Here is a 19,348-nt window from a genome sequence, read left to right as displayed (position 1 = left end):
CACTGGCGCTATAGCGCACATCGTCCTCGGTTGAAACACGTTAGATATAGATGGGTTAAGATGCCGGAATTGCCAGAAGTCGAAACGGTCAAACGGGGCCTCACGCCGGCGATGGAGGGCGCTCGCATCGCAAGGCTGGAGCTGCGCCGTGGGGATCTGCGCTTTCCTTTTCCTGACGCTTTGGCGGAGAAAGTGTCCGGCCGCACCATCGTCGGTCTCGGCCGCCGCGCCAAATATCTGCTGGTCGATCTCGATGACGGCAACACGCTGATTTCTCATCTCGGCATGTCCGGCTCTTTCCGTATTGAGGAGGGCGCCGGCTCCGATACACCGGGGCAATTCCACCATGCCCGCTCGAAGGATGAGAAGCACGATCACGTCGTCTTCCATCTGGAAAGCTCCGGCGGCTCAAGGCGCGTGATCTACAACGACCCGCGCCGTTTCGGCTTCATGGATATGGCAAGACGTGCCGATCTCGCCGCCCATCCCTTCTTTCGCGATCTCGGGCCGGAGCCGACGGGGAACGAACTCGGGGCGGCCTACCTCGCCGAACGTTTCCGCGACAAGGCGCAGCCGCTGAAGAGCGCGCTCCTCGACCAGAAGAACATTGCCGGCCTCGGCAATATATATGTGTGCGAAGCGCTGTGGCGCTCGCATCTTTCGCCCATCCGCGCCGCCGGCACGCTGGTCACGGCAGGCGGCAAGCCGAAGGAGACGCTGAACCTGCTCGTCGCCTCGATCCGCGAGGTCATCGCCGATGCGATCGCCGCCGGCGGGTCGTCGCTGCGCGACCATATCCAGGCTGACGGGTCGCTCGGCTATTTCCAGCATTCCTTCTCCGTCTATGATCGTGAAGGCCAGGCTTGCGGCACGCCGGGCTGCGGCGGTACGGTCGCCCGCATCGTGCAGGCCGGCCGCTCGACCTTCTATTGCGCCGCCTGCCAGAAGTAACAGTGAGAACCCGGGAGAACAGCATGGCCTATGAGACCCTGATCGTCGAAACCCGAGGCAATGTCGGCCTCGTCACGCTGAACCGCCCGCAGGCGCTGAACGCGCTGAACTCCACCGTGCTGAGGGAACTGAAGGAGGCCTATACCGCTTTTCACGCCGATGAGGCGATCGGCGCCATCGTCCTCACCGGTTCCGAGCGCGCCTTCGCTGCCGGGGCCGACATCAAGGAGATGCAGTCGCTCGAGTTTGCCGATATGTATAAGAGTGACTTCATCAGCGGCTGGGACGACATCGCCAGGGCGCGTAAGCCGGTGATCGCAGCCGTCAGCGGTTTTGCGCTCGGCGGTGGCTGCGAGCTCGCCATGATGTGCGACTTCATCATTGCCTCGGAGACGGCGAAATTCGGCCAGCCGGAAATCACTCTTGGCGTCATTCCCGGCATGGGCGGCTCGCAGCGGCTGACGCGCGCCGTCGGCAAGGCGAAGGCGATGGATCTCGTGCTGACCGGCCGCATGATGGATGCCGCCGAGGCGGAGCGATCGGGACTCGTTTCGCGTGTGGTGGCGCCCGAGCGTCTGATCGAAGAAGCGCTGGCGGCGGCCGAAAAGATCGCGTCGCTTTCCCGGCCCTCGGTCCTGATGGCCAAGGAGGCGGTCAACCGCGCCTTCGAAGTGACCCTGGAGGAGGGGCTGCGGTTCGAACGCCGTCTGTTCCACAGTCTCTTTGCCATGGAGGATCAGAAAGAAGGCATGGCGGCCTTCGTCGAGAAGCGCAAACCCGCTTTTAAGCACCGTTGAGCGCTTTTAGGCGCTTCCGGCTGGAAAGCTTGAAAATCCGCGTTGACGTGGGCCGGCTTTAGAGTTATATGCCCGCCCACGGTTCGGAAAGCCGGTCTGGTTTTCCGCGATTGCTCCCGCATTGCTGGATTTGGTGGCCGCAGGGCCCGCGGTAATGGCGGAGTTTGTTCGAATTCTTGAGAGAGGCATCCATGGCCAATACAACTTCGGCGAAAAAAGCGACCCGCAAGATCGCCCGCCGTACCGACGTCAATAAGGCTCGTCGCTCGCGCGTTCGTACTTTCGTTCGCCAGGTCGAAGAGGCTATCGCATCCGGTGACGCCGACAAGGCGAAGGCCGCTTTCCTGGCCGCTCAGCCGGAACTGGCCCGCGCCGCCAGCAAGGGCGTTCTTCACTCCAACACGGCATCGCGTAAGGTCTCGCGCTTGGCCGCTCGTGTGAAGGCTCTGTCGGTCACGGCGACCGCGTAATATCCTCTGTAATATTTCGTTAACGACCTCCTCGTTATGATTAGCCCGGTAATTTTACCGGGCTTTTTCGATTCCGCTTGCAACCCCTTGGATGGTTAATTACGCGACTGTTTCGTGTCAGCACCATGACAGGAAAAGTTGTTTAAAAACAATAGCTTGCGCAAGGATGCTTTTGCACTGCGCGACTCTGCCCCGAGCTTCCGGGACCATCGGCGAGTCAAGAAGATTTTTATTTTTTTTCTTTCCATGCGTGTCAAAATAGCCCGAAAGGGGAATCTCCTTGATTCAAAAGCGATTCTTTTTTGACGCTGGTGTGACGCCCGAAAACGCCGGGCGGAGTCAATGCCTGCATCTTAATTTTGCGTAAAATTCATCGTTGATATTGCCTTTTGATCCTGCCTAAATGACTTCCAACAAAGGGCGCGGACATCACCTGCAGAGGCTCGGTCTTAACTGCCACGTCGGCAGGGCGATAAGTTTGTGTCATTTGTTACGGAGCCTCAGGCTTCCGTTTTTTCAAGCACTTGACGGATTTGGGCCGTAACGTGGCTGTTACGGAACGGGGATGTTTTGTGTCTTCAGCGGCCACACGTTTAAGGCGAGGCTGCCGGAGAGGGTTAAAGTAATATTGCGTTCGGGCTGGTCGGCCGAAAACGAGGATTGACCGCCAGCCTGGCACGGAAGCCGATGAAGGTTGCCGCATGAACGCGGTACCTGCAACGGTGTTCTATGCCGTGTTTGAGTGAACCGGCAGGCGAGTGGCTTCATGAGGATGCCGCCAGCCCGCCAAAGCGGGGAATGATCGGGCGGCTGTTAGCGGATGCCGCCCGGTGGAATTGAAAGGCGGCATTATGCAGATGAATACGATGACGACGGGCGGGCTCGACAATGGGGATGCGGCACCGCAGGCGTTCGGCTCCATTCGCCTGGAAGTGGGAGAAGCGAAGGCGGAAGTGAAGCAGAGCATCTTGTTTGAGCGCGTCAGTGCGCGCTTGAAGGCACAGGTCGGTCCTGACGTTTATGCCAGCTGGTTTGCAAGGCTGAAGCTGCATTCGGTATCGAAGAGCGTGGTTCGCCTTTCGGTTCCCACGACTTTCCTGAAGTCGTGGATCAACAATCGTTATCTCGATCTCATCACCGGCCTGTTTCAGGCCGAAGACCCGGAAATTCTCAAGATCGAAATTCTGGTGCGCACGGCAACGCGCAGCGGCATGAAGGCCGCCGACGAGGTGGCCCAGCCCGAGCCCGCCGCTCCCGCTCAGATGCGCCGTCCGGTCAGCGCCCAGCCGGCCGGTCAGGCCGTGCAGCAGGCTGTCTCGGCCGTCGCTGCGGCAAGGCCCGCAAGCCTCGGTTCGCCGCTTTTCGGCTCGCCGCTCGATAGCCGCTTCACTTTCGAGACCTTCGTCGAAGGCAGTTCGAACCGGGTTGCCCTTGCGGCGGCAAAGACGATCGCGGAGGCTGGTTCCGGCGCGGTGCGCTTCAATCCGCTCTTCATCCATTCGACGGTCGGTCTCGGCAAGACCCATTTGCTGCAGGCGATCGCCAATGCGGCGGTCCAGAACCCGCGGGCTCTGCGCGTCGTCTATCTGACGGCCGAATATTTCATGTGGCGCTTCGCCACCGCGATCCGCGACAATGATGCGCTGACGCTGAAGGATTCGCTGCGCAACATCGACCTCTTGATCATCGACGACATGCAGTTCCTGCAGGGCAAGATGATCCAGCATGAATTCTGCCATCTGCTCAACATGCTGCTCGACAGCGCCAAGCAGGTCGTCGTCGCCGCTGACCGTGCGCCGTGGGAGCTGGAGTCGCTCGATCCCCGCGTCCGCTCGCGCCTGCAGGGCGGTGTGGCGATCGAACTCGACGCGCCTGACTATGAGATGCGTCTCGAAATCCTCAAGCGTCGCCTTGCCGCGGCCCGCCTCGAAGATCCGTCGCTCGAAATCCCGGCCGATCTGATGCAGCATGTCGCCCGGAACGTCACGGCCAGCGGCCGCGAGCTGGAAGGCGCTTTCAACCAGCTGATCTTCCGTCGCTCCTTCGAGCCGAATCTGTCGATCGAGCGCGTGGACGAACTGCTTGCCCATCTCGTCGGCTCCGGCGAGCCGCGCCGTGTGCGCATCGAGGATATCCAGCGCATCGTCGCAAGGCATTACAACGTCTCGCGCCAGGAACTGGTCTCGAACCGCCGCACCCGCGTCATCGTCAAGCCGCGCCAGATCGCCATGTATCTGTCGAAGACGCTGACGCCGCGCTCCTTTCCTGAGATCGGCCGCCGTTTCGGCGGGCGCGATCACACGACCGTGCTGCATGCCGTGCGCAAGATCGAGGAGCTGATTTCCGGAGACACCAAGCTTTCGCACGAAATCGAGCTTCTGAAGCGGTTGATCAACGAATAATCGGTGGACCTATCGGGAAATTCGGCGGCTGGAAGCGATTCCAGCCGTTTTCTTTTATAAGCTTTTTATTTTATACCTCCGGTGCATCAGACGCATGTCAACGCCGAGCGATCTCGGCCGGCATGCGGCCGATGAAGACGGAAGCGCCGAAGAGAGCGCGTGGGAGGTAATGAATGAGTTTTGAAAAGATCGCCGTTCTCGGCCTGGGCAAGGTCGGACGGCTGGCGGCAACGCTTTTGCATGAAGGCGGCTTCGAAGTGATCGGGGTCGATGCGCAATTGCCCCCGGGCGAGCTTCCCTTCAAATGCCGCACCGGCGATATTTCCGATCCCGTAGTGATCGGTGAGCTGCTCTCGAATGTCGAGGCGGTGCTGTCCTGCCTGCCCTATCACCTGAACATCGAACTGGCGCGGGCCGCCCATCTTGCCGGCATCCATTATTTCGACCTGACGGAAGATGTTCCCACCACCAATTTCATCATCGAACTGTCGAAGACGGCTCGGGGCCTGATGGCGCCGCAATGCGGCCTGGCGCCCGGCTTCGTCGGCATCGTCGGGGCGAGCCTGGCCGACGGCTTCGACCGCTGCCGCTCCATCCGCATGCGCGTCGGCGCCCTGCCGCAGCATCCTACGGGCCTTCTCGGCTATGCCTTCAACTGGTCGCCGGAAGGGGTCGTCAACGAATATCTGAACGATTGCGAGGTCATTGAAGGCGGGGTGCGCAAGCTCGTCTCGCCGATGGAGTGGCACGAGACCATCTATGTCGGCGGCGTCAAACTCGAAGCCTTCACGACTTCGGGCGGCCTCGGTACCATGTGCGACACCATGCTCGATAAGGTCGAAAATCTCGACTACAAGACCATGCGTTATCCCGGCCATATGGAGCTGATGAACTTCTTCTTCCATGAGCTCCTGATGCGCGACAAGCGCAAGCTGGCCGGCGAGATCCTCACCAACGCCAAGCCGCCTGTCGAAGACGATGTCGTCTACGTCCATGTCGCCGCCGAAGGCACCGAGAATGGCAGCCTGCGCCGCAAGGAGTTCGTGCGCGCCTATTACCCGATCGAGATCGCCGGCGCGCGCCGCACGGCGATTGCCTGGACGACGTCGGCCTCCGTCGTCGCCGTCATCGAGATGGTCCGCGACGGCCTGCTGCCGGCGACCGGCTTCCTGCACCAGGAGCACATTCCGCTGGAGATGTTCCTGAAGACGCCGACCGGCAGCCTGTTCAAGGCGGGTGCGACCAGCCACGGCTGAGAAATGCCTTCCGGCGCGGACGGCGATGTCGCTGCCGCGCCGGGATCAGCCTCGTTGGATGTCAGCAGGCGAGGTCGGCGACGACGGAATCGAGGATCAGCATGCCTGATGGTGTGCAGCGCAGGCGTGAATTGCCGATCCGCTCGATGAACTTGTGTTCGAGCAGGAATTCTTCGCGTTTCGGGTCGAGATCGCGGCCCGAAAGCTGCTGCCAGCGGGCGAGGTCGACGCCTTCCCTGAGCCGCAGTCCCATCAGCAGCAGCTCGTCGGACTGCTCCTCGTAGCCGAGCCGCTCCTCGTCGAGAATGCCGTGGCCGTCGCGCTCGACCATGTCGAGCCAGGCTTCCGGCCTGCGTTCGGTGGCGGTCGCGATCTTCTCCGGGCCACGCGTCAGCCGGCCATGCGCGCCCGGGCCGATGCCGGCATAATCGCCGTAACGCCAATAGGTCAGATTGTGCCGGCTTTCGGCGCCCGGCCGGGCATGGTTGGAGACCTCGTAGGCGGGCATGCCCTCGCGCGCCGTGATCTCCTGCGTCGCTTCGTAGAGCACGGCCGATTGCTCGCCATCTGGCACGATCAGCTTGCCTGCCTTGTGCAGGCCGTAGAAGGGGGTGCCTTCCTCGATAGTCAGCTGGTAGAGCGAAAGATGATCGACCGCATAGGAGATCGCCTCTTTCAGTTCCTTTTCCCATTCCTCGACCGTTTGGTCCGGGCGGGCATAGATGAGGTCGAAGGACATGCGCGGGAAGATGTCGCGCGCCAGCCGGATTGCCTTCAGCGCGTCGGCCACGTCATGCAGCCGGCCGAGGAATTTCAGATCGCGGTCGTTCAGCGCCTGCACGCCGAGCGAGACGCGGTTGACGCCGGCGGCCCGATAGCCGCGGAATCGTTCGGCTTCGACGCTCGAAGGGTTCGCTTCCATGGTAATTTCGATACCGGCGGGCACATGCCAGTGCCGGGCGATGCCGTCGAGAATGGCATCGACCGTTTCCGGCTTCATCAGCGAGGGCGTGCCGCCGCCGAGGAAGATGCTCGTCACGGTCTTCGGCCCGCTCATTGCCCGGACCGCAGCCGTCTCCTTCAGGAAGGCGGCCGTAAAGCGCTCCTGATCCACCGGCTGGTGCCGCACATGGCTGTTGAAGTCGCAATAGGGGCACTTCGCCGCGCAGAAGGGCCAATGCACGTAGACGCCGAAGCCGGGCTCGCCGGTATCGGGCAAAAGCGCCGCATCGCGCGAGAGGCTTGGCGTACCGAAATTGCCCACGAACAGACCCTATGCCTCCAGGCAGGTTTCGACGAAGAGCTTGAAGGCACGCGCCCGGTGCGACAGCGCCTGCGGCTTGCCGACGTTCCAGCCGTGTTTTTCCTCGCCGCTCATCTCGCCGAAGGTGACGCCGTAGCCCTCGGGCTGGAAGACCGGGTCATAGCCGAAGCCCTGCGTGCCGCGCGGCGGCCAGACGACATTGCCTTCCACTTCGCCGCGGAAGAGTTCGGTATGCCCGTCCGGCCAGGCAAGGCAGAGCACGCTGACGAAACGCGCCCCGCGCTGCTCCGGCGTCGTCGCGCCCGCATCCTGCAGCGCCTTTTCCACCTTGGCCATCGCCATGTCGAAATCGCGCGTGCCGTCGGCTTTCTCCGCCCAATTGGCGGTATAGACGCCGGGATCGCCGCCGAGCGCATCGACCACCAGCCCGGAATCGTCAGACAGCGCCGGCATGCCGGCGGCATTGGCGGAAGCCACCGCCTTGATCGTCGCATTCTCCTCGAAGCTCGTGCCGGTCTCGTCGGGCTCGACGAAATTCAGTTCGGCCGCCGATTTGGCGGTGAAGCCGAGCGGCCCGATCAGTTCCTGGATCTCACGGATCTTGCCGGCATTGTGGCTGGCGACGACGATGGTCTTCGTTTCGAGCTTGCGCATTCAGATATCCTGTTCGATGCCCCAGATTTTAGCCTCCGCGCATTCCAGGCTGTTGCCGGCTGGATCGCGGAAATAGATCGAGCGGCCGCCATTCGGCCAATGCACTTCGGATTCGATCGCAACGCCCGCCGATTTCAGCCGTCCGGCCATGGCATCGATATTGCGGCCCGATACCCTGAAGCAGGCATGGCCTTGCCCGCTCGTGCCGTGCGGCGGCACCTGTAGCGCGCCGGCCGCCGGCGGCTTCACCGTTTCCTCGGGGTTGAAGATCAGGAGAACGCCGGATCCACAGCGGAAGAAGACATGCCGGTTGTCGGCGCGAGTGATCTTTTCAAGCCCGAGAACATTCTCGTAGAACGCCTCGGCCTGGTCGAGATCCCGCGCATAAAGCGCCGTTTCCAACATGCCTTCCAGCATGGTGTTCATCCCGCGATGGCCTCTTTCTGCAAGGCGACGAGTTCGCCGATGCCGTTCTTGGCAAGATGCAGCAGCGACGTGAATTCCTCTTCGCTGAAAGGCGTGCCTTCGGCCGTGCCCTGGATCTCGACGATCCCGCCGGCGCCGGTCATGACGAAGTTCGCATCGGTCTCGGCCGAGGAATCCTCGAGGTAATCGAGATCGACCACCGGCTGGTTGGCGAAAATACCGCAGGAAATGGCGGCGACATGATCCTTCAGGACCCGGTCGACCTTGATCATGTTGCGGCTTTCCATCCATTTCAGGCAGTCGTAAAGCGCGATCCAGCCGCCGGTGATGGAAGCCGTCCGTGTGCCGCCATCGGCCTGGATGACGTCGCAATCCAGCGTGATCTGCTTTTCGCCGAGCGCCTGCAGATCGACGACGGCGCGCAGCGAGCGGCCGATCAGCCGCTGGATTTCCTGCGTGCGGCCGCCCTGCTTGCCGGCCGCGGCCTCGCGCTTCATCCGCTCGCCGGTCGCCCGCGGCAGCATGCCGTATTCGGCCGTGACCCAGCCCTTGCCGGTATTGCGCAGCCATGGCGGCGTCTTGTCTTCGAGGCTTGCCGTGCAGAGCACATGCGTATCGCCGAATTTCACCAGGCAGGAGCCTTCCGCATGCTTGGAAAAATTGCGCTCGAACGAGACCTTGCGCATCTGGTCGGTTTTTCTGCCTGAAGGCCGCATTATTATCTCCTGGAGTTGCTGACCGCTTCTACGATTGGCCGCGCCCATTTGCAAATTCCCTTTTGCCACGGGGGCGAGTTTGACTATATTTTCGGAAGTATCATCAGCGTGGGTTCGAGAGGTTCATGGGCATCAGGTCGACGTCGGTTTCGGATGCCGTTGCTGCGCTGGACGAGCGTTCCAGGGAAATTTTCCGCCGCATCGTAGAAGGCTATCTGGAAAGCGGCGAGCCGCTCGGCTCGCGCAATCTGTCGCGTCTGCTGCCGATGTCGCTCTCGCCGGCCTCGGTGCGCAACGTCATGAGCGATCTCGAAGAGCTCGGCCTGATCTATTCGCCGCATGTCAGCGCCGGCCGGCTGCCGACCCAGATCGGCCTTCGCTTCTTCGTCGACGCCTTCATGCAGGTGGGCGATCTCTCCGCCGAGGATCGCGCCAGTATCGACCGCCAGGTGCGGGTCGAAAGCGGCGGCAATCCGCTTGAATCGATGATGAACGAAGCAAGCCGCATGCTGTCGGGCATTTCGCGCGGCGCGGGTCTCGTCATCACCTCGAAAAGCGACCCGGTGCTGAAACATGTCGAGTTCATCCGGCTGGAGCCGACGAAGGCGCTTGCCGTGCTCGTCGGCGATCACGATCAGGTGGAAAACCGTATCATCGAGCTGCCGGCGGGCGTCACCTCCTCACAGCTGACGGAAGCGGCGAATTTCCTCAATGCTCACATGTCCGGCCAGACCTTGCCGGAACTTCGCAAGCAATTGAGCCGGTTGAAGGATGACGTCCGTCACGAACTCGATGCCTTGTCGCGCGATCTCGTCGAGCGCGGCATCGCCGTCTGGGCCGGCAGCCCGGACGAGGGAAAGCCCGCCCAGCTCATCCTCCGCGGCCGCGCAAACCTGCTCGAAGGCCTTGCCGGTGCCGAGGATCTCGACCGGCTGCGCCTGCTGTTCGACGATCTCGAAAAGAAGGACAGCCTGATCGAAATTCTCAATCTGGCTGAGAGCGGTTCGGGTGTGCGCATCTTCATCGGCTCGGAAAACAAGCTCTTCTCTCTGTCCGGCTCGTCGCTCATCGTTGCGCCCTATCGTGACGAGGACGATCGGATCGTCGGCGCCGTCGGTGTCATCGGCCCGACGCGGCTCAATTATTCCCGCATCGTGCCGATGGTGGATTACACCGCCCAGCTCGTCTCCCGCCTGTCGCGCAATCCGCTGTGACGCTCTCTTGTTGAAGGCGCGGAATTTTCGCTTCTTTGTCACGCAGACTTGATTTTTTTCGGTCAAACCTCGATATCGGGCGCATCTGAAGACACCAACCGGAGACCGTCATGACCGATGACACGACGAAACACGGACCTGACGCAACTGCGGCCGATGCCGCAGCCGACACCGCCGCCAACGTCGAGACTGATACCGTGCAGCAGCAGGAGGCCAGCCAGCCGGACCCGCTGGAGCTCCTGAAAGCCGAGAATACCGAGCTGCGCGACCGCTATCTGCGCCTTGCCGCCGAGATGGACAATCTGCGACGCCGCACCGAGCGCGAGGTCAAGGATGCCAAATCCTATTCCGTCGCCGGTTTTGCGCGCGACATGCTCGCCGTTTCCGACAATCTGCGCCGGGCGCTGGATGCCATCTCTCCTGAAGCCAAGGCAACGGCCGATGCCGGCCTCACCACGCTGATCGAAGGTGTGGAGATGACCGAGCGCGCCATGCTCTCGGCCCTCGAGCGCCATGGCGTTCGCAAGCTGGAGCCGGTCGGCCAGAAGTTCGATCCGAATTTCCATCAAGCGATGTTCGAAGTGCCGAATCCCGAGGTGCCGAACAACACGGTCGTCCAGGTCGTGCAGGCAGGCTTCACCATCGGCGAACGCGTGCTGCGTCCTGCCATGGTCGGCGTCGCCAAGGGCGGCCCGAAGCCGGCCGAAGCCGAAGCCAATTCCGTCTTCGACGAAAAAGACGCCTGAGTCTGCTTCCTCCTCACTTCAAGAGGAGGAAGCCAAAGATCAGATGCGGGCGAAGCGTTCGATCAGCAGGTCGAAGAAGCCGTCCGCATCGACGAAGCGCATCACCTTCGCATTGCGCTTGCGCTCGGTCACATGCCACCAGTCGACGACGGTCATGCCGACGGTGAGTTCGGACTGGACTTCGATCTCGACATTGCAGTCCCGGCCCTGGAACAGCTCCGGCTTCAGCAGATAGGCGATAACGGTCGGGTCGTGCAGCGGTCCGCCGTCGGAGCCGTATTTCTCGATATCGAAGCGCTCGAAGAATTCCAGCATCTCGACCATGGCCTTAGCAGGCGCCGTGCCGATCTCGGCCATGCGCTTTACCCGGTCTTTTCGGGTCAGCAGCTGGTGCGTCACGTCAAGCGGCATCATCACGATCGGAACGCCAGAGCGGAAGACGATATCGGCCGCCTCCGGATCGACATAGATGTTGAATTCGGCAGCAGGAGTGATGTTGCCGCCCTCGAAGAAGCCGCCACCCATCATCACCAGCTCACGGATGCGGGGGATGATGTCGGGCGCTTTCTCAAAGGCCATGCCGATATTGGTGAGCGGCCCGAGCGTGCAGAGCGTCACCGCACCCTCCGGCTCGCGGCGCAGCGTCTCGATGATGAAATCGACGGAATGGCCGGGCTGCAGCGCCATCGTCGGCTCGTTGAGAACAGGACCGTCAAGGCCGGTCTTGCCGTGCACATGTTCGGCTGTCACCAGCTTGCGGGCGATCGGCTTGTCGGCGCCGGCGAAAACCTTCGTTTCCGGCCGGCCGCAGAGCTCGCAGACGATGCGCGCATTGCGGCTGGTGAACGAGAGCGGCACATTGCCGGCGACGGTCGTGATCCCCAGCACATCGAGTTCGTCCAGGCTGCCGAAGGCGAGCATGATGGCGGCCGCGTCGTCCTGGCCCGGATCCGTGTCGATGATGATCTTTCTTGCGCTTGCCATTCCGCTCGTTCCATCCTCGTGGGTGCGCGTCTCTGCATGCACCAATTTCTTCATTTCCCGTCACAGATCGGCACATCTTGTTCCGGCATGTTTTGATGCGAGGCAGCCGTCGCTTTGTCAAGCAAGGAGAAGGCTGCCGGCCCAGCTTAAAATCGAGGAGGCGACGCCGACGGGTCGCCTGCGCCTTGCAGCGCCGGGGTCCTGTCCCCATATTAGCACCATCCGGATGCTGCCTATGAGGTCCGGGATGGTCGCTTGCGTCAAGGACTTGAAAAGAGATGAGCCGTATTACCCCTTTCGCCAGCCCGCTGCTTCTGGGCTTCGATGCCATGGAAAAGACGCTGGAGCGCATTTCCAAGGCGAGCGACGGATACCCGCCCTATAATATCGAACGCATCGCCGCCGATAGCGGCGCGCCGGAGCGCCTGCGCATCACGCTCGCCGTGGCAGGCTTCAGCGAGGAGGAGCTCGACGTTTCCACGGAGGAAAACCAGCTTGTCATCCGCGGCCGCCAGGCGGAGCAGGGCGAGCGCGACTATCTCTATCGCGGCATTGCCTCCCGCCAGTTTCAGCGGACCTTCGTTCTTGCCGACGGTATGCAGGTGCTCGGCGCCGGCCTGAAGAACGGTCTGCTCTCCGTCGATCTAATTCGTCCGGAACCCGCCCGCATGGTCAAGAAAATTAACATTTCGGTCTCACAGTAGCACAACGGTTTATCGAACCGTTGGTCCCTTCTCCCGGAGGAACAGGAATGTTGATGAAAGAAGCCACGTCTCGTCTGACCAAGTCCGAGCTTGCCCATATCGGCAACGGCGAGGTCGCCTATATCAGAAAAATGCGCACCGAAGAGGTCGCCAAGTGCTTCCCCGAGGCGCCGGATATCGATCCGAACGTCGATCTCTGGGCACTTTTCGGCGCCGACGGCACGCCGATCCTCTTGACGGACAACCGCTCCAGCACCTTCTTCAAGGCTGCCGAGGATGAACTCAAGACGGTCAGCCTGCACTGACCGTCAAATAGGGTCTGTCGCGTTCCACCGTTGTTTCGGTGCGCGTCCCTGCATTCGGCTCCGCCGCCGGGCTTGCTGCGGGTGGTGTGTTATACAGTAATATACGCCCGTTCCCTCCCTGTTTGATGCATACTCCTTCGGTCCTGATCGGTGTCGATCGGGATGCAGGGAGGGGCAAATTGCTGAAACGAGATCTTTAACGGGTGTCCGCACCGCAGCGATGCTCGCGCGTATGATCCTGTCTTGCTTGCGTCCCACCTGAATCAGGAACCTTCCGAGAAGGGACTCGGAGGATGTTCAGAGGAGTCAGGCAATGGTCAGATTGAAACCTCTGTTTACCGCTCTGCTGGCTACGATGTTTCTCGCAACTCTGCCGGATTTATCGTGGAGCACAGAACAGGCACAACAACGGCGCGCCGGGCGTGACGTCAAACAAGACACGCGGCAGGGCGCACGCAGTACAAAACAGGCTTGTCGCGCCGCCAACGAAAAGAGCAATGCCTCATGCCGGCAGGACAAGCGCCAAACCAAGCAAAGCGGTCGCCAGACCGCGCGCGACCTCAAATACTGAACAATAGTCCTTTGGGCTCGGCGCGAGAGCGGCCGGTATTCAGGATTTGGGATTCTGCCGTTCACGCTTACCGAGATTCAGCCGCGTCGCCCTTGTAGCCGAGTGCGAGACGGCGCGGCATCTTCCCGAAGACTCGAGTGCGCCGATCGTATATCGAGGGAACCGAAATGGGGTGGAATCGGCTCTACAGTCTGAAGAGCTACGTCAAGTCGTCGCTGTGGCTCGTGCCGTTCATAGCCTTGCTCCTCTACATCTTGGCAATTCGCGTCGTCTATTTATTTGAACGGTGGCTGATCTGGATCGAGCCGTGGCCGTGGGGCGCGGCCGGTTCCCAAAGGCTGCTCGAGACGATCATTACCATGACGCTGACATTCGTCGTCTTTACCTTCGGCTCTCTGCTGGTCGCAATCCAGATCGCAGGCGGCCAGCTGACGCCTCGTATCATCGCGACGACGTTGCTGCGCGATAACGCCATCCGTTTCACGGTAGGGCTTTTCATATTCACCCTGTTGTTTGCGACGGGCGCTTTGGCAAGGCTCGAAACCGATGTTCACCATGCCGTCGTCGGGATCGCGGGTCTCCTGGGTTTTCTGTCCATCGCCGCTTTCCTCTATCTGATCGACTATGCCGCCCGATTGCTACGGCCTGTGAGCATCATCTCGCGTGTCAGCGAGGAAGGTCGCGCCGTCATCGAGGACGTCTACCCCGCAATGGCGACAGACGAAACCGATGCCGCCCCCTCCAACCTTCGACCGGGCAACGAGCCGGACAAAGTCATCGTCTACAAGGGACGACCTGCCATCATCGTGGCTGTCAATAAAAACGCCCTGCTGATGCAGGCCGAGAAAACACAGTCCGTCGTCGAACTGGTTCCGCGGATCGGTGATTTTGTCGCTCCCGGCGAGCCGCTTTTTCGGTTGTATGGCACTCTGCTGCCGGAAGAAGACATCCTGAAAAAGATGATCGCTTTCGGGCCTGAACGCACCCTCGAACAAGACGCGACCTTCGCCTTCAGGATCATTGTGGATATCGCGATCAAGGCGCTTTCCAAGGCGATAAACGATCCGACGACTGCGGTGCTTGCGATTGACCAACTACAACGTTTGTTGTGTTTTGTCGGGAAGCGCAGCCTGCGTGGAGAGGCGATCTTCAACCCGTCCGGAGAATTGCGGGTCATTTGCAGAACGCCGAACTGGGACGATTTCGTCAAATTGACCTTCAGTGAAATCAGGCTTTACGGCACTGAAAATTTTCAAATCGCCCGCCGCCTCCGAGCCGTGCTGGAATACGGGCTGCAGGTATTGCCCGAGTTCCGGCGACCTGCTCTTGAAATGGAGATGGCTCTGCTGGATCGGCGGCTCGCCGAGATATACGACTTTCCGGAGGATCTGGAGCTCGCCAAAATGGCCGATACTCAAGGTCTGGGCGGGTCAAAATCCTCCATGCTCAATTCGCAACAGCGACCGGCAAAAGCGGAATGGGAGCCGCTGCAACGAGGTTAAAACAATCTCGCTTCAGTCGCAGCGGTGTCTGACAGCTTGCCCCGAGGCTCAGATCTTCCTGAACGTCAGATAGGCCGAAGACCGGCCCTCGCGCCGCGCCTTCGCCTCGTATCGCGTGCTCGGCCAGCCCTCGTAGGGCGTCAGCCAGTCAGCCGCATTTTCGGCCAGCCAGTCGAAGCCGCCATGGCCGCGGCATTTGATGAGTGTCCAGTTCACATAGGTGTCGATGTCGGAGGCGAAGCAGAAAAGGCCGCCGGGCTTCAGCACGCGATGAAAGCGGTCGAGATTGGTTTTCGAGACGAAGCGCCGCTTCCAGTGCTTCCGCTTCGGCCAGGGATCGGGATAGAGCAGATCGATCTGGTCGAGAGAGGCGTCCGGCAGCCAGTCGAGCAGTTGCGTTGCGTCGTCATTATAGACGCGGATGTTGCGCGCGCCCGTCTCGCCGACACGCGACAGCAGTTTCTGCATGGAATTGACGAAGGGTTCGACGCCGATGAAGCCGGTCGAAGGTCTCTCGAGCGCGCGGTGGATCAGGTGTTCGCCGCCGCCGAAACCGATTTCCAGCCGCAAGGTTTCGACCGGAATCGGAAAAAGAGATGTCAGCGGCTCGCAGGGAGCCGCCGAGAGATCGACGAGGAATGCCGGCAGCAGGCTGTTGAGAGTTTCGGCCTGCTGTTCACGCAGGGCCTTTCCCTTGCGGCGACCGAAAAAGGCTTCGGTCGCCCGGCCCCGGCGTTCCATATCCGTCATGCAGCAGCCTTGGTCTTGACGGCTTCCTTGAGTGCCTTCACGAGGTCCGTGCGCTCCCAGGAGAACGAGCCGTCGCGGCCGGCCTTGCGGCCGAAATGGCCGTAGGCCGAGGTCTTGGCATAGATCGGCTTGTTGAGGTCGAGGTGACGGCGGATGCCCGACGGCGACAGGTCCATGTTCTCACGGATCGCGGCTTCGATCTGGTCTTCCGAAACGCCCTTGCCGGTGCCGTGCAGGTCGACATAGATCGACAGCGGCTGAGCGACGCCGATCGCGTAGGAGAGCTGGATCGTGCAGCGGTCGGCGAGGCCGGCGGCGACGACGTTCTTGGCGAGGTAGCGGGCGGCATAGGCGGCCGAACGGTCGACCTTGGTCGTGTCCTTGCCGGAGAATGCACCGCCGCCATGCGGAGCCGCACCGCCGTAGGTGTCGACGATGATCTTGCGGCCGGTGAGGCCTGCGTCGCCGTCCGGTCCGCCGATGACGAACTTGCCGGTCGGGTTGATGTACCACTTGCAGTCTTCAGCGATCTTCAGTTCGCCGAGCGCTTCGCGGATATAGGGCTCGACGACCGCGCGGACCTTCTTGGAATCCCAGCTGTCGTCGAGATGCTGGGTCGAGAGCACGATCGATGTCGCTTCCGACGGCTTGCCGTCGACGTAACGCACGGTCACCTGGCTCTTGGCGTCGGGGCCGAGCTTGGCGACTTCGCCGTCGCCCTTCTTGCGGGCGGCTGCGAGCAGCTGCAGGATCTTGTGGGAATAATAGATCGGAGCCGGCATCAGGTCCGGCGTTTCCTTGCAGGCGTAACCGAACATGATGCCCTGGTCGCCGGCGCCTTCGTCACCCTGCTGGTCGGCGGCGCTGTCGACGCCCTGCGCGATGTCGGCAGACTGCGAATGAAGCAGCACGTCGATCTTGGCCTTCTTCCAGTGGAAGCCGTCCTGCTCGTAGCCGATATCCTTGATGGCGCGGCGGGCGGCAGCCTTGAACTTCGACGGATTGATGACGTCCTTGCCGTCCTTGTCCTTCTTCATCAGGCTCGGCGGCAGGCGGACTTCGCCGGCGATGACGACGCGGTTGGTCGTTGCCAGCGTTTCGCAGGCAATGCGCACACCCCAGGGATTGACGCCGGTCTTGGCCGCTTCGCGGTAGACCAGATCGACGATCTCGTCGGAGATGCGGTCACACACCTTGTCCGGATGACCTTCGGCAACAGATTCGCTGGTAAAGAGATAATTCGCGCGCATTCCGGGATTCCCCTCAAAGAACAAAAGCTAGCTAGTAGGTACTCAGTTCAGGCGCTGATGACAAGCGCAGAAGGACATAAATATATCTTTATATCTGCGGCAAAGTGACAAATTTTGCCCCAAAACAGCAAAAAAGGCGGCCTTTCGACCGCCTTTCCGAATTCGTGAATAGCGATGGCTCAGTCGGAGTCGGCTTCGGCGGCCAGCGCCTTTACCAGCTCCACGACCTTGCGGCGAACCTTCGGATCGGAAATCTTGACGAAGGCGCGGTTGAGCTGCAGGCCCTCCGAGGAGGAGAGGAAATCGACGACGTAATTCGAGCTGGAGGCTTCGGCCATGCCGCTGATGCTGCCGGAATGTTCACCCGGGGCATCTTCGAAGAAGAAGGACACCGGAACGTTCAGGATGCTCGAAATGTTCTGCAGGCGGCTGGCGCCGACGCGGTTCGTGCCTTTTTCGTATTTCTGAATCTGCTGGAAGGTGATGCCCAGACTCTCGCCAAGCTTTTCCTGGCTCATGCCCAGCATCGTGCGGCGAAGGCGAATACGGCTGCCGACATGGATGTCGATCGGATTCGGCTTCTTCTTGTTCTCAATCATGGTCGTGCCCTAGCTACGAATTTCAACCTGTTTCTAACCGGCATGCCCCTGATCCATCCCAAAACGCCACGTTGTAAGCGGCGGGAACCCACCGATTAACATACGTTAAGAACGCCGATTGACACCACTATGCAATTTTAGGGGTTTTTGGTCAATTCAACCCCGAAATAAAACCTGCGCGTGAAATTAGCGCAATCAAAATCAACAGGGCCTCAGTCAACCAGAAGTATGTTTGACGGGGGAATGTTGTCCCGAACCCATTACCGAGCCCATCAACAGTTGCATCAATAAAGCCTGTCTCACCAAGATCCAGGCCCGCGATAATTTCCCCATGGGCGTTCACCAGCGCTGAAATGCCGTTATTGGCATCGCGAATCAGCGGCAGGCCGGTCTCGATTGCCCGAACGCGGGCCTGCTGGAAATGCTGATAGGGGCCGGGCGTGATACCGAACCAGGCATCGTTGGTGATATTGAGCAGTGCGTTGGCGTCTTTTATGTCGCCGGTCATCTCGCCAGGGAAAATGATCTCGTAGCAGATCAGCGGGTAGAGATTGAGGCCGCCGGGCAGCGCCAGCAGATGCCGGGTGGCGGCAGCCGAAAATCCTCCGGGTATTTCGACGACGTTCTGGATGCCGAATTCGGTGAGCAGGTCCTCGAAAGGCAGATATTCGCCGAAGGGCACCAGATGCACCTTGTCGGAGGCGGCGATGATCTGGCCGCGCCCGTCGATCACGTAGATGGAATTATAGTAGCGCACCGGCGTGCCCGGCCCCATCTCCTCGGCGCGCACCGCGCCGGCGATCAGGATCTGGTTGTCGTCGAGCGTGTCGGCAATACGCGTCAGCGCATCCTGGTTGTCGGTCAGGATGAAGGGGATGGAGGTTTCCGGCCAGACGATGATATCAGGCTTGCGCCCGCCATTCCTGGGCGCTTCGGCCGAAAGCTTCAGATGCGTTTCGAAAATCGCATTGCGATCGGCGTCATTGTCCATCTTCGCGGCTTGGTCGATGGCCGGCTGCACCAGCCGCACCACCGGCCGCTTGTCCTCCGGCAGGGCTTCCGGCCGCGGCGCCAGATAGAGAGCATAGGCGCCGTAACCGAGATGGCTGGCAAACAGCAGGACGCCAAGTGCGAGTCCGGCCTTCGCGCCCTGCCGCGTGCCGATGAGGGCAGGCGCTGAAAAGACGAAGACGGCAAGCGCCGTTACCCCCATCGCGCCGACCACATGCGCCGACTGCATCATCAGCGGAACGGGCATCATGCCGTAGCCGATGGCATTCCAGGGAAAGCCGGTGAGAACAGTGCTGCGAAGCCATTCGACGAAGCCGAAGGCCGCCGCAAGTGCGGCGATCCGCCCCAGGCCGTCCGACCAGAAGATGCGGGCAAACGCGGTCGCCAGCCCATAGAAGATCGCCAGACAGGCCGGCAGCCCGAGGGTGGCGAGGGGCAGCGCCCAGGCGAATCCTTCCTCATCGACCAGTAGCGCATGGCCGAGCCACCAGAGGCCGGCGACGAAATAGCCGAAGCCGAACAGCCAGCCGACGGTGAAGGCCGGCCACAGCCTGCCGATCAGGCCGCTTTCAGGCGTAGCCGCCGCCCCGTCGATCAGCCAGACGAGCAGCGTGAAGGAAACGAACATCGCCGCGAAAAAGCCGAAGGGCGGCAGCGCCAGCACGGCGAAGGCCCCGGCGGCAACGGCCAGCAATGACCGTTTGAACCCCCAGACGAGGATAACCCTGTCCGCAAGCCGCTCCATGCGCACTCCCATCAAGCTGCGAATCAACCCG

The 19,348-nt window shown here is 61.2% G+C and carries 20 protein-coding genes; 11 read left to right on the top strand and 9 right to left on the bottom strand.

The annotated features are described in order from the left end of the window. Window positions 1-60 precede the first annotated feature (60 nt). The 5 genes from mutM to QD408_RS01035 all read left to right on the top strand — a co-directional run bounded on the left by mutM (window position 61) and on the right by QD408_RS01035 (window position 5,876). Window positions 61-951, top strand: coding sequence for a bifunctional DNA-formamidopyrimidine glycosylase/DNA-(apurinic or apyrimidinic site) lyase (gene mutM / locus QD408_RS01055; protein WP_414138049.1), 891 nt, complete (start codon window positions 61-63; stop codon window positions 949-951). Window positions 952-974: 23 nt separating this feature from the next. Further along, complete coding sequence (locus tag QD408_RS01050) at window positions 975-1,748, top strand: enoyl-CoA hydratase (protein ID WP_414138048.1); 774 nt, start codon at window positions 975-977, stop codon at window positions 1,746-1,748. A 191-nt stretch (window positions 1,749-1,939) separates the two neighbouring features. Continuing rightward, the gene (gene rpsT / locus QD408_RS01045) at window positions 1,940-2,218 is read left to right on the top strand and encodes a 30S ribosomal protein S20 (protein ID WP_064693542.1); all 279 of its coding nucleotides are present in this window, start codon (window positions 1,940-1,942) and stop codon (window positions 2,216-2,218) included. A gap of 851 nt (window positions 2,219-3,069) precedes the next feature. After that, window positions 3,070-4,620, top strand: coding sequence for a chromosomal replication initiator protein DnaA (dnaA, locus tag QD408_RS01040; RefSeq protein WP_088684480.1), 1,551 nt, complete (start codon window positions 3,070-3,072; stop codon window positions 4,618-4,620). Between the two features lie 173 nt (window positions 4,621-4,793). Next, on the top strand, window positions 4,794-5,876 hold the full coding sequence (locus tag QD408_RS01035) for a saccharopine dehydrogenase family protein (RefSeq protein WP_088684481.1): 1,083 nt from the start codon (window positions 4,794-4,796) through the stop codon (window positions 5,874-5,876). A 61-nt stretch (window positions 5,877-5,937) separates the two neighbouring features. Here the strand turns inward: QD408_RS01035 and hemW are convergent, their stop codons facing one another. Genes hemW through rph form a run of 4 tightly spaced genes read right to left on the bottom strand, consistent with a single transcriptional unit; the run spans window position 5,938 to window position 8,936 of the window. After that, window positions 5,938-7,140, bottom strand: a complete 1,203-nt coding sequence (gene hemW, locus QD408_RS01030) for a radical SAM family heme chaperone HemW (protein ID WP_088684482.1) — start codon at window positions 7,138-7,140, stop codon at window positions 5,938-5,940. A 9-nt stretch (window positions 7,141-7,149) separates the two neighbouring features. Beyond that, window positions 7,150-7,794, bottom strand: a complete 645-nt coding sequence (rdgB, locus tag QD408_RS01025) for an RdgB/HAM1 family non-canonical purine NTP pyrophosphatase (protein ID WP_088684483.1) — start codon at window positions 7,792-7,794, stop codon at window positions 7,150-7,152. Continuing rightward, on the bottom strand, window positions 7,795-8,220 hold the full coding sequence (locus QD408_RS01020; protein ID WP_414138047.1) for a VOC family protein: 426 nt from the start codon (window positions 8,218-8,220) through the stop codon (window positions 7,795-7,797). Further along, the gene (gene rph / locus QD408_RS01015) at window positions 8,217-8,936 is read right to left on the bottom strand and encodes a ribonuclease PH (protein WP_088684485.1); all 720 of its coding nucleotides are present in this window, start codon (window positions 8,934-8,936) and stop codon (window positions 8,217-8,219) included. The genes QD408_RS01020 and rph overlap by 4 nt, the downstream gene beginning before the upstream one ends. Before the next feature lie 125 nt (window positions 8,937-9,061). Here rph and hrcA point away from each other — a divergent pair, with 125 nt between their 5' ends. Together hrcA and grpE are read left to right on the top strand one after the other, a co-directional pair. After that, window positions 9,062-10,150, top strand: coding sequence for a heat-inducible transcriptional repressor HrcA (gene hrcA / locus QD408_RS01010; RefSeq protein ID WP_414138046.1), 1,089 nt, complete (start codon window positions 9,062-9,064; stop codon window positions 10,148-10,150). A gap of 110 nt (window positions 10,151-10,260) precedes the next feature. Next, window positions 10,261-10,896, top strand: a complete 636-nt coding sequence (gene grpE, locus QD408_RS01005; protein WP_414138045.1) for a nucleotide exchange factor GrpE — start codon at window positions 10,261-10,263, stop codon at window positions 10,894-10,896. Between the two features lie 39 nt (window positions 10,897-10,935). Here grpE and QD408_RS01000 read toward each other — a convergent pair whose 3' ends face one another. Then, complete coding sequence (locus QD408_RS01000) at window positions 10,936-11,880, bottom strand: nucleoside hydrolase (RefSeq protein ID WP_414138044.1); 945 nt, start codon at window positions 11,878-11,880, stop codon at window positions 10,936-10,938. Window positions 11,881-12,158: 278 nt separating this feature from the next. On the opposite strand from QD408_RS01000, the gene QD408_RS00995 reads away from it, so the two are divergent. The 4 genes from QD408_RS00995 (at window position 12,159) to QD408_RS00980 (ending at window position 14,962) form a co-directional block, all read left to right on the top strand. Continuing rightward, the gene (locus QD408_RS00995) at window positions 12,159-12,584 is read left to right on the top strand and encodes an Hsp20 family protein (protein WP_097591261.1); all 426 of its coding nucleotides are present in this window, start codon (window positions 12,159-12,161) and stop codon (window positions 12,582-12,584) included. Window positions 12,585-12,631: 47 nt separating this feature from the next. Then, window positions 12,632-12,889, top strand: coding sequence for a DUF1150 family protein (locus tag QD408_RS00990; protein ID WP_088684489.1), 258 nt, complete (start codon window positions 12,632-12,634; stop codon window positions 12,887-12,889). A 313-nt stretch (window positions 12,890-13,202) separates the two neighbouring features. Next, a complete protein-coding gene (locus tag QD408_RS00985; protein ID WP_414138043.1) occupies window positions 13,203-13,460 on the top strand; it encodes a hypothetical protein in 258 nt (85 codons plus the stop codon). 167 nt (window positions 13,461-13,627) lie between these two features. After that, on the top strand, window positions 13,628-14,962 hold the full coding sequence (locus QD408_RS00980; protein ID WP_414138042.1) for a DUF2254 domain-containing protein: 1,335 nt from the start codon (window positions 13,628-13,630) through the stop codon (window positions 14,960-14,962). A 48-nt stretch (window positions 14,963-15,010) separates the two neighbouring features. Here QD408_RS00980 and trmB read toward each other — a convergent pair whose 3' ends face one another. The 4 genes from trmB to lnt form a co-directional block, all read right to left on the bottom strand. Next, on the bottom strand, window positions 15,011-15,712 hold the full coding sequence (trmB, locus tag QD408_RS00975; RefSeq protein WP_414138041.1) for a tRNA (guanine(46)-N(7))-methyltransferase TrmB: 702 nt from the start codon (window positions 15,710-15,712) through the stop codon (window positions 15,011-15,013). Beyond that, window positions 15,709-16,962, bottom strand: coding sequence for a methionine adenosyltransferase (metK, locus tag QD408_RS00970; RefSeq protein WP_088684493.1), 1,254 nt, complete (start codon window positions 16,960-16,962; stop codon window positions 15,709-15,711). The genes trmB and metK overlap by 4 nt, the downstream gene beginning before the upstream one ends. 179 nt (window positions 16,963-17,141) lie before the next feature. Then, window positions 17,142-17,561 carry a helix-turn-helix domain-containing protein gene (locus tag QD408_RS00965; RefSeq protein ID WP_088684494.1) on the bottom strand — a complete coding sequence of 140 codons (420 nt, stop codon included), beginning with the start codon at window positions 17,559-17,561 and terminating at the stop codon, window positions 17,142-17,144. A 151-nt stretch (window positions 17,562-17,712) separates the two neighbouring features. Next, the gene (gene lnt, locus QD408_RS00960) at window positions 17,713-19,317 is read right to left on the bottom strand and encodes an apolipoprotein N-acyltransferase (protein WP_088684495.1); all 1,605 of its coding nucleotides are present in this window, start codon (window positions 19,315-19,317) and stop codon (window positions 17,713-17,715) included. Between the last annotated feature and the right edge of the window lie 31 nt (window positions 19,318-19,348).

Source organism: Rhizobium sp. BR 249 (assembly GCF_047445895.1).
In the GTDB taxonomy this organism is placed as follows: Bacteria; Pseudomonadota; Alphaproteobacteria; order Rhizobiales; family Rhizobiaceae; genus Rhizobium.
This window is presented reverse-complemented; position numbering and strand designations above follow the sequence as displayed.